The 13,160-nt window shown below is 73.9% G+C and carries 15 protein-coding genes; 12 read left to right on the forward strand and 3 right to left on the reverse strand.

From position 1 onward, the window contains the following. Nucleotides 1-144: 144 nt before the first annotated feature. Both K330_RS18725 and rsrA read left to right on the forward strand, forming a co-directional pair. On the forward strand, nt 145-810 hold the full coding sequence (locus K330_RS18725; protein ID WP_040657668.1) for a sigma-70 family RNA polymerase sigma factor: 666 nt from the start codon (nt 145-147) through the stop codon (nt 808-810). Next, nucleotides 807-1,094 carry a mycothiol system anti-sigma-R factor gene (gene rsrA, locus K330_RS0102685; RefSeq protein ID WP_022920315.1) on the forward strand — a complete coding sequence of 96 codons (288 nt, stop codon included), beginning with the start codon at nt 807-809 and terminating at the stop codon, nt 1,092-1,094. The genes K330_RS18725 and rsrA overlap by 4 nt, the downstream gene beginning before the upstream one ends. An 84-nt stretch (nt 1,095-1,178) precedes the next feature. On the opposite strand, the gene K330_RS24650 is transcribed toward rsrA, so the two are convergent. Then, complete coding sequence (locus K330_RS24650; RefSeq protein ID WP_373288732.1) at nt 1,179-1,253, reverse strand: 50S ribosomal protein bL37; 75 nt, start codon at nt 1,251-1,253, stop codon at nt 1,179-1,181. A gap of 245 nt (nt 1,254-1,498) precedes the next feature. Here K330_RS24650 and K330_RS24445 point away from each other — a divergent pair, with 245 nt between their 5' ends. The 6 genes from K330_RS24445 to tsaD all read left to right on the forward strand — a co-directional run bounded on the left by K330_RS24445 (nt 1,499) and on the right by tsaD (nt 6,596). Next, entirely contained in the window at nt 1,499-1,621 is a 123-nt protein-coding gene (locus K330_RS24445; protein WP_268238274.1) for a hypothetical protein, read from the forward strand. Nucleotides 1,622-1,686: 65 nt separating this feature from the next. Further along, on the forward strand, nt 1,687-3,087 hold the full coding sequence (locus K330_RS22390; RefSeq protein ID WP_156875659.1) for an HD-GYP domain-containing protein: 1,401 nt from the start codon (nt 1,687-1,689) through the stop codon (nt 3,085-3,087). Further along, nucleotides 3,084-4,352, forward strand: coding sequence for an HD-GYP domain-containing protein (locus tag K330_RS0102705; protein WP_022920318.1), 1,269 nt, complete (start codon nt 3,084-3,086; stop codon nt 4,350-4,352). The genes K330_RS22390 and K330_RS0102705 overlap by 4 nt, the downstream gene beginning before the upstream one ends. 9 nt (nt 4,353-4,361) lie before the next feature. After that, on the forward strand, nt 4,362-5,078 hold the full coding sequence (gene tsaB, locus K330_RS0102710; RefSeq protein WP_022920319.1) for a tRNA (adenosine(37)-N6)-threonylcarbamoyltransferase complex dimerization subunit type 1 TsaB: 717 nt from the start codon (nt 4,362-4,364) through the stop codon (nt 5,076-5,078). Continuing rightward, nucleotides 5,075-5,542, forward strand: a complete 468-nt coding sequence (gene rimI / locus K330_RS0102715; RefSeq protein WP_022920320.1) for a ribosomal protein S18-alanine N-acetyltransferase — start codon at nt 5,075-5,077, stop codon at nt 5,540-5,542. Before tsaB ends, rimI begins: the two co-directional genes overlap by 4 nt. 1 nt (nt 5,543) lies before the next feature. Beyond that, nucleotides 5,544-6,596 (forward strand): tRNA (adenosine(37)-N6)-threonylcarbamoyltransferase complex transferase subunit TsaD, encoded by a 1,053-nt coding sequence (tsaD, locus tag K330_RS0102720; protein WP_022920321.1) that lies wholly within the window; start codon nt 5,544-5,546, stop codon nt 6,594-6,596. 6 nt (nt 6,597-6,602) lie between these two features. Here the strand turns inward: tsaD and K330_RS0102725 are convergent, their stop codons facing one another. Next, complete coding sequence (locus tag K330_RS0102725) at nt 6,603-7,874, reverse strand: class I SAM-dependent methyltransferase (RefSeq protein WP_022920322.1); 1,272 nt, start codon at nt 7,872-7,874, stop codon at nt 6,603-6,605. Between the two features lie 76 nt (nt 7,875-7,950). Here K330_RS0102725 and K330_RS0102730 point away from each other — a divergent pair, with 76 nt between their 5' ends. The 3 genes from K330_RS0102730 (at nt 7,951) to groL (ending at nt 11,431) form a co-directional block, all read left to right on the forward strand. Beyond that, entirely contained in the window at nt 7,951-9,222 is a 1,272-nt protein-coding gene (locus K330_RS0102730; protein WP_022920323.1) for a phospholipase D-like domain-containing protein, read from the forward strand. A 190-nt stretch (nt 9,223-9,412) separates the two neighbouring features. Then, on the forward strand, nt 9,413-9,709 hold the full coding sequence (gene groES / locus K330_RS0102735; protein ID WP_022920324.1) for a co-chaperone GroES: 297 nt from the start codon (nt 9,413-9,415) through the stop codon (nt 9,707-9,709). Nucleotides 9,710-9,823: 114 nt separating this feature from the next. Continuing rightward, on the forward strand, nt 9,824-11,431 hold the full coding sequence (gene groL, locus K330_RS0102740; RefSeq protein WP_022920325.1) for a chaperonin GroEL: 1,608 nt from the start codon (nt 9,824-9,826) through the stop codon (nt 11,429-11,431). Nucleotides 11,432-11,522: 91 nt separating this feature from the next. Here groL and K330_RS0102745 read toward each other — a convergent pair whose 3' ends face one another. Continuing rightward, nucleotides 11,523-11,846, reverse strand: coding sequence for a WhiB family transcriptional regulator (locus K330_RS0102745; RefSeq protein WP_272944677.1), 324 nt, complete (start codon nt 11,844-11,846; stop codon nt 11,523-11,525). A gap of 167 nt (nt 11,847-12,013) precedes the next feature. Between K330_RS0102745 and K330_RS0102750 the strand changes: the two genes are divergently transcribed. Then, nucleotides 12,014-12,739, forward strand: a complete 726-nt coding sequence (locus tag K330_RS0102750; protein WP_229665767.1) for a sigma-70 family RNA polymerase sigma factor — start codon at nt 12,014-12,016, stop codon at nt 12,737-12,739. Nucleotides 12,740-13,160 lie beyond the last annotated feature (421 nt).

The raw sequence follows: 13,160 nt of genomic DNA on the forward strand, positions 1-13,160 counted from the left end.
CGGGAATGAATGGTCGGTGAGGACCCGTTCCCCGAGCGTCCCCCACCACCCAGGAGGCAGCCCTTGCTGATCACCGCAGTCACTCCCGGCGAACGCGTCGGCGTCGGCGCCCTCGTCCCGGGCCGCGGGCTAGGCTGGTCGACGATGACTACCGACCAGCCGACCATCGAGCAGATCGAGGCGCAGGCCCTGGCGGAGGCGGACGCCGCCGTGGATGTCTCGACCGAGACCCCCGAGGAGCGTGCCGCCCGGTTCGAGCGCGAGGCGATGCCGTTGCTGGACCAGATGTACAGCGCCGCCCTCCGCACGACGCGCAACCCCACCGACGCCGAGGACCTCGTCCAGGAGACCTACGCCAAGGCGTTCGCCGCGTTCCACCAGTACCGCCCGGGCACGAACCTCAAGGCCTGGATGTACCGGATCCTCACCAACTCCTACATCAACATCTACCGCAAGAAGCAGCGGCAGCCGCTGGAGTCGGACGCCGCCGAGGTGGAGGACTACCAGCTGGCCCGGGCCGCCTCGCACACCTCCAAGGGTCTGCGGTCGGCCGAGACGGAGGCGCTGGACCACCTTCCCGACAGCGACGTGACCCGCGCCCTGGCCTCGATCGGTGAGGACTTCCGCCTGGCGGTCTACCTCGCGGACGTGGAGGGCTTCTCCTACAAGGAGATCGCCGAGATCATGGACACGCCCATCGGGACCGTGATGTCCCGCCTGCACCGCGGCCGCAAGCAGCTGCGAGAGCTGCTCACCGACTATGCCGTCGAGCGCGGCGTCATCTCTTCCCCCGAGGAGGCCACGCGATGAGCACGCACCCAGACCGCGTCCCCGCGGCCGACTGCGCCGACGTCGTCCTGCGCCTGTTCGAGTTCGTCGACAACGAGACGGGCCCGCTCGACCGCGCACGCATCGAGGCCCACCTGGACGAGTGCGGCCCGTGCCTGGCCGAGTACGAGCGTGACCTGCTGGTCAAGGCCCTCGTGCGGCGTGCCTGCGCCTGTCAGCAGGCGCCCGACACCCTGCGCTCGCAGATCCTCACCCGGATCACGACCACGGTGACCTTCGTCGAGCCGCGGCAGGAGCACGGCTGAGCCGGCGACCCGTGAGGTAGACGCACGGAGGGCCGGTCCGCACACAGTGCGGACCGGCCCTCCGGACGTCTGGGGCGCGAGCGCTCAGGCGTTGGGCTTGCGGCCGTGGTTGGCCGCCTTCTTCTTGCGGTCGCGGCGCTTGCGTGCGCGCTTGCTCATGTCTGCCTCCCGGTCGGTCATGGTCCGTCCGTCCCCGGCAGGCCGCTGACGCGGCCCCGCACAGGGACGATCCGCCCCATGATCGCACACCGGGGGCTCGAGGACGGCATCAGGTGTGACCTACGTCACGTCAAGGGTAAAGACTTGTTCAAGAATCCACGTCAGAGGCCTGTCAGGGTCGACCGCTCGCACGCGCCTGTGGGAAAGTATCGGCACGGCCGACCCGTGCCGGCAACCCCGACCGAGTGCCTACCCCGTGGCACGCACGAAAGGACAATATCGTGCTGCAGCTCCTCGACCTGCTGACCGCCTTCTCCCTCGCCGACTTCTTCAGCGCCGTCCCGGACGTCCTGTCCTGGGAGGACTGACGACCGAGCACACGACGAGGGGCGAGCGGCGTAGCAGCCGCCGCCCCTCGTCTGTGCGTGTCAGCATGGTCATCGCCCTCCTGGCCGTGATTGCGGCGGGGGGCGCAGCCTGGGGGTGGCACCAGCTCGGAGGGAGGACCGGGCTGGAGCCCAGCGTCGTGATCCCACTGGTCGGGCTGGGCATGGGAGGGGTGCTGCTCCGCGAGCGCAACCTCGGGCCCCACCTGGGCGTGTCCGTCGCCTCGGTCGTGCTCTCCGCCGCGGTGGCCCTCGCCGGGCCGCTCGGCGCGGCTCTGGTCGGCCTGGTGTCGTACCTGACCGACGTGCGCGCCCAGAAGCTCCAGACCCGGTTCTTCAACGCGGCCATGACGGCGGCTATGGGGGCTGTCGGGGGCGTCGTCTACCTGTTCCTGGCCGGACACGTGGTCGCCAGCGCGGACGAGCTCGGTCGTCCCCTCGTGGACGTGGGGCTGCCCCTGCTCCTGGCGTACGCCGCCATGACCCTGCTCAACGTCCTGTCCATCGGCCTGATGTCGGCCGCCGTGCGGGGCAGCCACGTCCTCACGAGCGCGATCGGCGCGCTGCGGAGCCTCGGATGGGGATCCTTGTCACAGCTGATCATCGGCTTCCTGTTCGTGGTGCTGTGGGCGGGTGCGCAGATCGGGCCCCTGAGCGCCTTCTTCGTGCTCGGCCCCCTGGTCGTCGCCCACTGGACCATCGGCCGCGAGGCCCTGGCACGCCGGGAGCACCAGGAGACGGTCACCAGCTTCGTGGCCACGCTCGAGCAGGCGGACCCGGCGTCGGTCGGGCACAGCTCCAGGGTCGCCGAGCTGGCTGACGGGATGGCGGGCATCCTTGACCTCGGGGCCCAGCAGACCGAGGACCTGCGCTACGCCGCCCTGCTGCACGACATCGGCCTGGTGACCGTGCGCCCGGAGCTGCCGAGCGAGGTGGACCCCGACGACATCGCCTACCTCAGCGCGATCAGCGGACACCCGGAGGCCGGTGTCGCCGTGCTGCGCGGCATGGACTTCCTCACGGGGGCGCTTCCGGCGATCGCCCACCACCACGAGCGCTTCGACGGGCGCGGCTATCCCGCCGGTCTCGCCGGCGAGTCGATCCCGCTCGCAGCGCGCATCATCGCGGTGGCGGACGCCTACGACGCCCTGACGGCCCACCGGGACAAGCCCTGGTCCGATGGCGACGCCGCTCTGGCAGAGCTGCGGACACGGGCCGGGACGCAGTTCGACCCGGAGGTCGTCGAGGCCCTGGCCGAGTCGCTCATGCGTGCGTCGCGCTCCACGGTCCCGACCGAGGCAAGCCCTGTCGTTCCCGGTCGTGGCCCCGCGACCGTCGCGGAGGGGACCGTCGGCAGGTCCCACCCCGGGGGCTGGGACCACGACCACCCCTCGGTGAGCGACACCTTCGCAGAGTGGCAGCCGGATGCGGGGGCACGAGCACGATGACGCTCGACCTGCAGGTGGCCGTCGTCGCCTTCCTGGCCATGGCGCTGGGTGAGGCCTGGCGGGTGACCGTGCCCGGGGTGGTCCGGGACGCACCTCTCGCCCAGGCGACAGCCGTCGCGCTCGCCGTGTCCACCGCCTGGCCTGCGGGCGGAGCGGACCGCGCGGGTCCGGCCGGGCTGATCGGGCCCCTGCTCCTGGCCTGCCTGGCAACCCTGGCCGTCGCCGGGGTGCGCGGGCACTGGGCCTCCCTGCCGCACGACCTTGCGCGGACGGCGACCACGGTGCTCGTGGCAGGGGTCCTCGCACGTGTGAGCCCGCCGGGCATACGCAGTCTCTACGAGCAGGCCGGTCGGCTCGACCCGCACGCACCCTTCACCGCCCTGCTCCTCCTCGGCGTGGCCATCCTCGCCGTGGGGGCCCCGGTCGTGGGACGGGCGGTCGTGCACGCGTCCGTCGAGCGCCGGTCTCTCGCGGCCGAGCTGGGGGCCCACCTCGTGCGCCACGGGCCCCTGATCCTCGCCACGGCGTCGACCGCGGCCGTCATGGCGCTCTCCCTGCACGTCCTGGGGTCGGCCTCCTTCCTGCTGTTCCTCGTCCCGATGGCGCTGCTGCAACCGGCGGTCACCCGGCAGCGACGCATCCGGGAGGCGCAGCGGCAGACCCTCTTCGCCCTCTCGCGACTGACCGACCAGGCGGGTCTGACCACCCCGGGCCACGCCACCCGGGTGGCCCGGCTGGCGGTGCCCGTGGCGCGCGAGGCCGGCGTCGAGGACGCCGACCTGGCCGACGTGGAGGCGGCCGCGCTCCTGCACGACGTGGGCCAGGTGGGGCTCTCGCGTCCCATCCCCGGCGGCGCCACGGTGGAGATCTCCCTGCGGGACCAGCGGCGCGTCGCCGCGACAGGGGCCGCCATCCTCGCCCGGACGGCCGAGCTGTCGAGGCTGGCGCCGATCGTCGCGGACGTCGGGGTGCCGCACCACTGGGCGGTCGAGCGCGGGGACGTCGCGACGACCTCACGCGTGGTGCGGGTGGTGTCGGCCTACGACGACCTCGCCGGCACCGGCACCCGGCTGGGCGGGGCGCACAACCCCGTGAGCGCGATGGAACGGATCCTGCGGGCCACCCCCTACGAGTACGACCCCGACGTCGTGGACGGCCTCATCCGCCACCTCGTGCGCACCGGGGCGCTGACCGGGTCGGACCTGGCGCGGCTGAGGCGGCTGCAACCCGGTGCGCGGTCGGGCGCTCCGGACCGGGCGTCGTAGCCTGGGTCCGTGCTTCTCGCCATCGACACCTCCACGACCGCCATCGGGGCCGCCGTGCACGACGGGTCCGAGGTCCTGGCCGTCGTGGTCCACGAGGACGCCCGCCGGCACGGGGAGCTGCTCGCCCCCGCCGTCGCCGCGGTGCTCGGGCAGGCCGGCGTCGCACGCGAGGACCTCGACGAGATCGTCTGCGGGGTGGGACCCGGCCCCTTCACCGGGCTGCGGGTCGGTGTCGTCACCGCCCTGGTCCTGGCCCACAGTCTCGGTCTGCCGGCTCCGGCGGGCATCTGCTCCCTCGACGCCCTGGCGCACGAGGTCGCCCACGACCCGTCCCACCAGCGCCCCGAGCGGCTGCTCGTGGCGACGGACGCGCGGCGCAAGGAGGTGTACTGGGCCGTCTACGAGCTCGGTCCCGCGGGGGCGCACCGGGTGGACGGCCCGGCGGTCGCCCGCGCCGCCGACCTGCCGCCGGACGTGCGGTCGCTGCCCGTCGTCGGCCGGGGCAGCGAGCTCTACCCCGACGCCCTGACCAACCCCATACCCGGCGGGCCCCGGGACGTCGACCCGGGCATGCTCGCCCGGCTCGCCGTCGACCTGCGCGCCGGAGGGCATCCCGACTTCGGCACCGCGCTGCTGGACCCGGAGCCGCTCTACCTGCGCCGCCCGGACGCGGTGGCGGCCCCCGGCACCGCGATGGCGACCACGCGACCGGCGGCGGCCCCGTGAGGACCCGCGAGGCGACCTGGCGCGACCTGTCCGCCATGGCTCGGCTGGAGGCCGCGTGCTTCCCGCACGACGCGTGGTCGGAGGCGACCTTCTGGTCCGAGCTGGCCGAGCGCCCGCATCGGTCCTACTGGGTCGCGACCGACGGCGGCGGGCCGGAGGAGCCGCTCGTGGGGTATGCCGGCGTGAGCACGGTCGACGACGTCGCCGAGGTGATGACCCTGGCGGTGGACCCCGGACGTCGCGGCTGCGGGCTCGGGGCTCGGTTGCTGGACCTGCTGCACGCTCGGGCGCACGACGCCGGGTCGACCGCCGTCCTGCTGGAGGTGCGGGCGGACAACGAGGCGGCCCGGGCGCTCTACGGCACCCGGGGCTACCGGGTGGCGCACACCCGGCGTGGTTACTACCGATCCGCCGGGGGCGGTCCTGCCGTGGACGCCCTCGTCATGCGCAAGGAGCTGGTCTGAGGTGACGACCGAGCACGAACCCCTGGTCCTGGGCATCGAGACCAGCTGCGACGAGACCGGGGTGGGCATCGTGCGGGGCCAGACCCTGCTGGCCGACACGGTGGCCAGCAGCGTCGACGAGCACGCGCGGTTCGGCGGGGTCGTGCCCGAGGTCGCCAGCCGGGCGCACCTGGAGGCGATGGTCCCCACGATCGAGCGTGCCTGCGCGCAGGCGGGCGTGCGGCTGCAGGAAGTCGACGCCGTGGCGGTGACGGCGGGTCCCGGCCTCGCCGGAGCCCTGCTCGTCGGCGTCGCGGCGGCCAAGGCCCTCGCCGTCGGCCTGGGGCGGCCCATCTACGGGGTCAACCACCTGGCGGCCCACGTGGCCGTCGACGTGGTGGAGCACGGCCCGCTGCCGGAGCCGACCATGGGGCTGCTGGTCAGCGGAGGCCACTCCAACCTGCTGCTGGTGCCTGACGTCACCTGCGACATCCGCTCGCTGGGAGCCACCATCGACGACGCCGCCGGGGAGGCCTTCGACAAGGTCGCCCGCCTCCTGGGGCTGCCGTTCCCGGGCGGCCCGCACATCGACCGGGCGGCGCGCGAGGGCAACCAGGTGGCGATCGACTTCCCCCGGGGGCTGACGTCGGGCCGGGACATGGACCGCCATCGGTTCGACTACTCCTTCTCCGGTCTCAAGACCGCCGTGGCGCGCTGGGTGAAGGCCCGTGAGGACAGCGGCGAGCCGGTGCCGGTGGCCGACGTGGCCGCCAGCTTCCAGGAGGCGGTCGTGGACGTGCTGACGCGCAAGGCGGTCCTCGCCTGCCGCGAGCACGGGGTGGACGACCTGCTGATCGGCGGGGGCGTGGCGGCCAACTCCCGGCTCCGGGCGATGGCGCAGGAACGGTGCGACGCCGCCGGCGTCCGGCTGCGCGTGCCCCGGCCCGGGCTGTGCACCGACAACGGCGCCATGGTCGCGGCGCTGGGGGCCGAGATGGTGCAGAAGGGGCGCGAGGCCTCCCGGCTGGACCTGCCGGCCGACTCCTCCCAGCCGGTGTGGCAGGTCTCGGCCTGACCACGGTCAGGGCGTGCTCGAGGCCTGCGCGAGCGGGGTGACGACCACCACGGACGGTCTGCCGGCCACCCGGGTCAGCACCAGCGTCGCCTCCGGTGACGAGCGGCCCCCGCGCAGCCTCAGCTCGGCACGGAAACGTTCGGGGTCCGTCGGGACCCCACGCTTCTTGAGGGTCACGCGGCCGACGCCACGTCCGCGCAGCCACGCCCGGACCGGGCGCGCGTGCAGCGGCAGCACCTCCTCGACGGCGAACCACCGGGCCCACGGCACGTCGACGGGGCCGGGCGCCGACACGTACCCCACGCCCGGGTCCAGCTCACGGCCGCCGACGGCGGCAGCCACGCTGCCGGTCAGGCCCGCGGCGAGCACGCCGCGGTCCGGCTCGGCCAGCCACGCCTCCGGTCGCTCCCCGTCGGCCAGGGCCGGAGGTGGGTCGGCCACCTCCGTGACGCGCTCCCAGGCGACGCCGTGAGCGGTGGACGTGCCGACCACGGCGCTCGCGCCGGCCCGCCGGACCGCGCCGCGCCACCACACGGCGCACTCGACGACGTCACCGTCGAGCGAGACCCACTCCGCCTCGGCGCCCCGCGGCAGGTCTCCGCGGGAGAAGCCGGGCGAGAGCTTGGCCCCGGTCGCGGCGGCACCGGCCGCCACCGCCTGCACGTGCTCCCACGACGGCGCGAGGTCCGAGAGCCGGAAGACGCGCCGCGTGCGCCCCCGGGCGTCCGCGACCCCGGGGGTGCGGCGTGCCGGGTCGAGCCAGGCTCCGTCGCCGGGACGCGGCGCGACCTCGTGCACGTCGGCGTGCACCACCCGGGCACGGGGGTATGCGGCCAGGTTGGCGGTCGCGGCCGCGGCCACCTCCTCGTCGCGCTCGACGGCGGTCACCTCCAGGCCGGCCTCGGCGAGGGCGACGGCGTCGAGGCCCACCCCGGACCCGAGATCCCACACGTGACCCACGCCGGCGTCGACGAAGCGCTGCGCGTGCCGTCGGGCGACCGCGGGGCGGGTCGCCTGCTCCAGGCCGTCGCCGGTCAGCAGCATCCGGGCGGCCGCAGGGCCGAGCCGCCCGGCCGCACGGGCGCGCAGCCGGGCCTGGGTCAGGGCGGCGGACACCAGGTCGGCGTCCAGCCCCTCCGCGCGCAGCCGCGTGGTCAGCGCCAGGACCTCTGCGTCGTCGTAGGGCGGGAGCGCCTCCAGCACCGCCCGGCCCTCCCGAGCGGCCAGGCGGCGCAGCAGCGCGGCCGCGTGCGCCGTGCGGTCCTCCTCTGCGGTCACCCGGCCATTGTGCGGCACCGACCACGAAGAGGACGGCGGAGGACCGCGGCGGTGACGGCCCAGTAGATTGGCTCCCGTGCCGACCCACGTGCTGAGCTCCGACGCCCGCCGGTGGCTGCGGCGTGCCCGCCGCGTCGCCCTGAGGACCGCGGGATGGACCGTCGCGGGCCAGCTCTCCCTCGCCGCGGGCGTCATGGCCGTCGACGCCATCCGCAAGCAGCGGGACAAGGGCGACGACCCCAGCGTGCCGGCGGACGACCCCCTGCACGCCGACGTCCGCGAGGACCGGATCACCACCTACACCTACGGCCGCGCGCTCTACGACGACATGCTCGAGGCCATCGACGGTGCGCAGGAGTGCGTCTACCTCGCGTCCTACATCTGGAAGGCCGACGACGTCGGGCAGGCCTTCAAGGACGCGGTCGTGCGGGCCGCGGAGCGCGGCGTGCTGGTCTGCGTGGTCTTCGACGGCTTCGCCAACCTCGTGGTGCCGCGCGAGTTCCAGCGCTTCCCCGAGCCGGTCCACGTGCTGCGCTTCCCGGTGGTCCGACCCGGCCTGCCGCTCATGGACCTGCGGCGCACCGGCCGCGACCACCGCAAGATCCTCGTGGTCGACGGCACCGTCGGATTCGTCGGCGGGTACAACATCGGCGAGCTCTACGCGACGAAGTGGCGCGACACCCACGTGCGGGTCGAGGGGCCAGGGGTGTGGGAGCTGCAGAACTCCTTCGTCGACTTCTGGAACCGGCACCGCCGTCCCTCCCAGCCCGCCCTGCCCGACAGCGGGTCACCCCGCTGGGACGCCGCGCTGCGTGCGGCCCGCAACGAGCCCAGCCGGCTGGTCTACCCGGTCCGTGCTCTCTACCTGGAGGCCATCGACCGGGCGATGGAGCGCATCTGGATCACCCAGGGCTATTTCATCCCCGACGAGGAGGTCCTCGAGGGGCTGCTCTCGGCCGCGGCCCGCGGCGTCGACGTCCGGGTGATCATGCCCGAGCACTCCAACCACGTCCTGGCCGACATCGTCGCGCGCTACTACTGGAGGCAGCTCCTCGAGGGCGGGGTGCACCTGCACCTCTACCAGGACCTCATGGTGCACGCCAAGACCGCCACCGTCGACGGCGCCTGGGCCACGATCGGCACGGCCAACATCGACCGGCTCTCGCTGCGGGGGAACTACGAGATCAACCTCGAGATCGTCAGCGCCGAGCAGGCGGCCCACATGGAGCAGGTCTTCCGCCGCGACCTGGAGCGCTGCGAGGAGATCACCCTGGACAGGTGGCGCGAGCGGCCCTGGCACTACCGCGTCCTGGAGCGTGCGCTGCGCCCGCTCGAGGCGATGCTCTGACGACACCCCTGGCACTCGGCTTGACCGAGTGCTAATCACCTGCCTAGATTCGTCTTAGCACTCGGGGCACGCAAGTGCCAGCCGCGAGACCGGCCGACCCCCGCGACGGCGGTCGGGACCGCGACCGGGTGACCGCATCACGACCACGCCGACCGGCAGCGCCGGTCGGCCCACGAAAGGGAAGGTAACCGTGTCGGTTTCCATCAAGCCGCTCGAGGACCGCATCGTCGTCCAGGCCGTCGAGGCCGAGCAGACCACCGCCTCCGGTCTCGTCATCCCGGACACCGCCAAGGAGAAGCCCCAGGAGGGCGAGGTCCTGGCCGTGGGCCCGGGCCGCTGGAACGAGGACGGCGACGAGCGCGTCCCCATGGACGTCAAGGTCGGCGACCGCGTCATCTACAGCAAGTACGGCGGCACCGAGGTCAAGTACGGCGGCACCGAGTACCTGATCCTGAGCGCGCGCGACGTCCTCGCGATCGTCGGCTGACGCACCTGTCCTCCGCAACGCACCTGAGCCGCCCCGTCACACCCGCCCGTACGGCGCGGTGCGGCGGGGCGCTCGCATACCTGCACGACATACCCCGAAAGGAGCTGTGCGCCCATGGCGAAGCAGCTTGAGTTCAACGACAACGCCCGCAAGGCCCTCGAGCGCGGTGTCGACGCGCTGGCCAACGCGGTCAAGGTGACGCTCGGCCCGCGCGGCCGCAACGTCGTCCTCGACAAGAAGTGGGGTGCGCCCACCATCACCAACGACGGTGTGACGATCGCCCGCGAGGTCGAGCTGGACGACCCCTACGAGAACCTGGGCGCCCAGCTCGCCAAGGAGGTCGCCACCAAGACCAACGACATCGCCGGCGACGGCACCACCACCGCGACGGTCCTGGCCCAGGCGATGGTCAAGGAGGGCCTGCGCAACGTGGCCGCCGGGGCCGCCCCCGCCAGCCTCAAGCGGGGCATCGACGCGGCCGTCTCCGCGATCAACGACCGCCTGCTCAGCACCGCCCGTGAGCTCGAGGGCCGCGACGAGATCGCCCAGGTCGCCGGCCTCTCGGCCCAGGACCCCGAGATCGGCGAGCTCATCGCCGACGCCTTCGACAAGGTCGGCAAGGACGGCGTCATCACCGTCGAGGAGTCCTCGACGACCGCGCTGGAGCTCGACTTCACCGAGGGTATGCAGTTCGACAAGGGCTACCTCTCGCCGTACTTCGTCAGCGACGCGGAGCGGATGGAGTCGGTGCTGGAGGACGCGCTGGTGCTGCTGCACCAGGGCAAGATCTCGGCCGTGGCCGACCTGCTGCCGCTGCTGGAGAAGGTCGTCGGCGCCGGCAAGCCGCTGCTGATCATCGCCGAGGACGTCGACGGCGAGGCGCTGTCGACGCTCGTCGTCAACAAGATCCGCGGCACCTTCAACGCGGTCGCCGTCAAGGCTCCCGGCTTCGGCGACCGCCGCAAGGCGATGCTCCAGGACATGGCCATCCTCACCGGTGGCCAGGTCGTCGCCGAGGAGGTCGGGCTCAAGCTCGACCAGGTCGGTCTCGAGGTGCTCGGCACCGCCCGTCGCGTCGTCTCCACCAAGGACTCGACGACGATCATCGAGGGCGCCGGCGACCAGCAGGCCGTCGACGACCGCGTCGCGCAGCTGCAGGCCGAGGCGGAGAGCACCGACAGCGACTGGGACCGCGAGAAGCTCCAGGAGCGGATCGCCAAGCTCGCCGGCGGCGTGTGCGTCATCAAGGTCGGCGCCCACACCGAGGTCGAGCTGAAGGAGAAGAAGCACCGCATCGAGGACGCCGTCTCGGCCACCCGGGCCGCGATCGAGGAGGGCATCGTCGCCGGCGGCGGCTCCGCCCTCGTGCACGCCTCGAGCGCCGTGGACGAGCTCCAGCTCACCGGGGACGAGGCGACCGGTGCCCAGGTGGTCCGTCGCGCCGCGGTCGAGCCGCTGCGGTGGATCGCCGAGAACGCCGGCCTGCAGGGCTACGTGGCCACCACCAGGGTGGCCGAGCTGCCCGTGGGCCACGGCCTCAACGCCGCGACCGGTGAGTACGGCGAGCTCATCCCGCAGGGCGTCATCGACCCGGTGAAGGTCACCCGCTCCGCCCTGCGCAACGCGGCCTCCATCGCCTCCATGGTCCTGACCACGGACACGCTGGTCGTGGAGAAGCCGGAGGAGGACGAGGACACGCACGGTCACGGCCACAGCCACTGACCGGCGGACCGCGCCGCCCGCCACCGGTGGCGCGGTCGCTCGCGACCAGGCCCCCTGCCGGACCCCCGGCAGGGGGCCTCGTCGCGCCGCCTCAGAGGACGGAGCGGTCCTGCTCGGCGTAGTGGGCCTGCCGCTCGTCCTCCGTCATGCCGCCCCACACCCCGTAGGGCTCGCGGGCGGCGAGCGCGTGGGTGCGGCACCGCTCGAGGACGGGACAGGTGGCGCAGACCTGCTTGGCCCGCTCGTCCCGTCGCCGGCGGGCGGGGCCGCGCTCGCCCTCCGGATGGAAGAAGACCTCGGGGCTGACCGTGCGGCACGAGCCCTGGAACTGCCAGTCCCACAGGTCAGCCACGGGGCCGGGAGGGTGGGCGGTCTCCACCACGTCGTCGATCTCCTCTCGGAGGGCCTGCCTCACTGTAGACCCCGGCGCTGGACGCGTGCGCAGACCCGCGGGGAGCGTCGGCCGAGCTGCTCTCGACCCTTCCCGCGCGGCCTCGGCTGTGACATCCTGCAGACCACCCGTTCCGTGACGAGCGGGGCGTGCGGGTATGCCGGTGCAGCGCCGGAGGAAGAGGTGTGCGGGTGGGACTGTGGGGAACCTCCGCCGTCGGCATCGTGTCCGGCCACGCGGTCACGCTCGGACCACCGGCGCCGGCCGCCTCACGGCTGGTCGCCCGGCCTGCCGTCGTGCGGGGTCCGGCACGGACGGCGCCGCGGCAGGCGGCCGCAGGAGCCGGCGCGACCCTGCCGGACGACCTGCGCGGCCTGGCGCGCGCCGCCCGCGGTGGTGACGCCCAGGCCCGCGAGCGGCTGCTCGGCGGGGTGCTGACGATCGCCCACCGCTACGCCCGTGCGCGCCTGGGCACCTACCCCGCCGCCGCCGAGGTGGCGGCCGACGTCGCCCAGGAGGTCGGCATGGGGGTGCTGACCGCTCTGCCGACCTACGACGACCGTGGTGCCCCGTTCGAGGCGTTCGTCTACCGCATCGCCTCGCGCAAGGTCGCCGACGCCCAGCGGGCCCACGCCCGCGGCCCCGTGCCGACCGACCACGTCGGGTCCCCGCTGTTCGACGCCCACGTGGTGTCCGCCGAGACGCACGTCGTCGAACGTGACGAGGCCGCCCGCGCCTGGGCCCTGCTGGAGACCCTCTCCGAGCGCCACCGTGAGGTCCTCGTCCTGCGGGTCGGGGTCGGGCTGAGCGCCGCCGAGGCCGCGGACGCCCTCGGCATGACGCCGGGCGCGGTCCGGGTCACCCAGCACCGCGCGCTGACCGAGCTGCGGGAGCGCTGGGCGGAGCTGGCCCGGTGACGCAGCTGCGTACGACGGAGCGGCTCCTCGACGGTCTCGGGTCACGGAGCCCGTCCGCGGTGCCGCCGGGCGACGACCTCGCCGCCGCCCTCGCCGCGTGGGCGGACCAGGTCGACATGGCACCGGCTTCCTGCGGCAGCGGCACGCGACGCGTCGCCCTGCGCCGGCGACGGCTGCGGCGGACCGTGACCGGGGGAGCGCTGACCCTGGCGATGCTCACCGGCTCCTCGGTGGCCGCCGCGCTCACCGGCACCGACATCCCCGCCCTGACCGACGTGGGCCGTGCGGTCGTCGCCTGGATGCCGGGCGACGAGGGCCCGGCACGCGGCGCGGGCTCCGGGAACGCCGACGCCCGGCCCGCCGGGGTGGTCTCCGACGATCCTGCCGCAGCATCGATCCGGGCACGCGACGCACTCCGCGG

The sequence above is a fragment of the Ornithinimicrobium pekingense DSM 21552 genome, from assembly GCF_000421185.1.
Lineage (GTDB): Bacteria > Actinomycetota > Actinomycetes > Actinomycetales > Dermatophilaceae > Ornithinicoccus > Ornithinicoccus pekingensis.

Coding starts and splice junctions, on each gene's coding strand:
- K330_RS18725 (WP_040657668.1), top strand. CDS start 145: ATGACTACCGACCAGCCGACCATCGAGCAGATCGAGGCGCAGGCCCTG.
- K330_RS22390 (WP_156875659.1), top strand. CDS start 1,687: ATGGTCATCGCCCTCCTGGCCGTGATTGCGGCGGGGGGCGCAGCCTGG.
- K330_RS0102705 (WP_022920318.1), top strand. CDS start 3,084: ATGACGCTCGACCTGCAGGTGGCCGTCGTCGCCTTCCTGGCCATGGCG.
- groL (WP_022920325.1), top strand. CDS start 9,824: ATGGCGAAGCAGCTTGAGTTCAACGACAACGCCCGCAAGGCCCTCGAG.
- rsrA (WP_022920315.1), top strand. CDS start 807: ATGAGCACGCACCCAGACCGCGTCCCCGCGGCCGACTGCGCCGACGTC.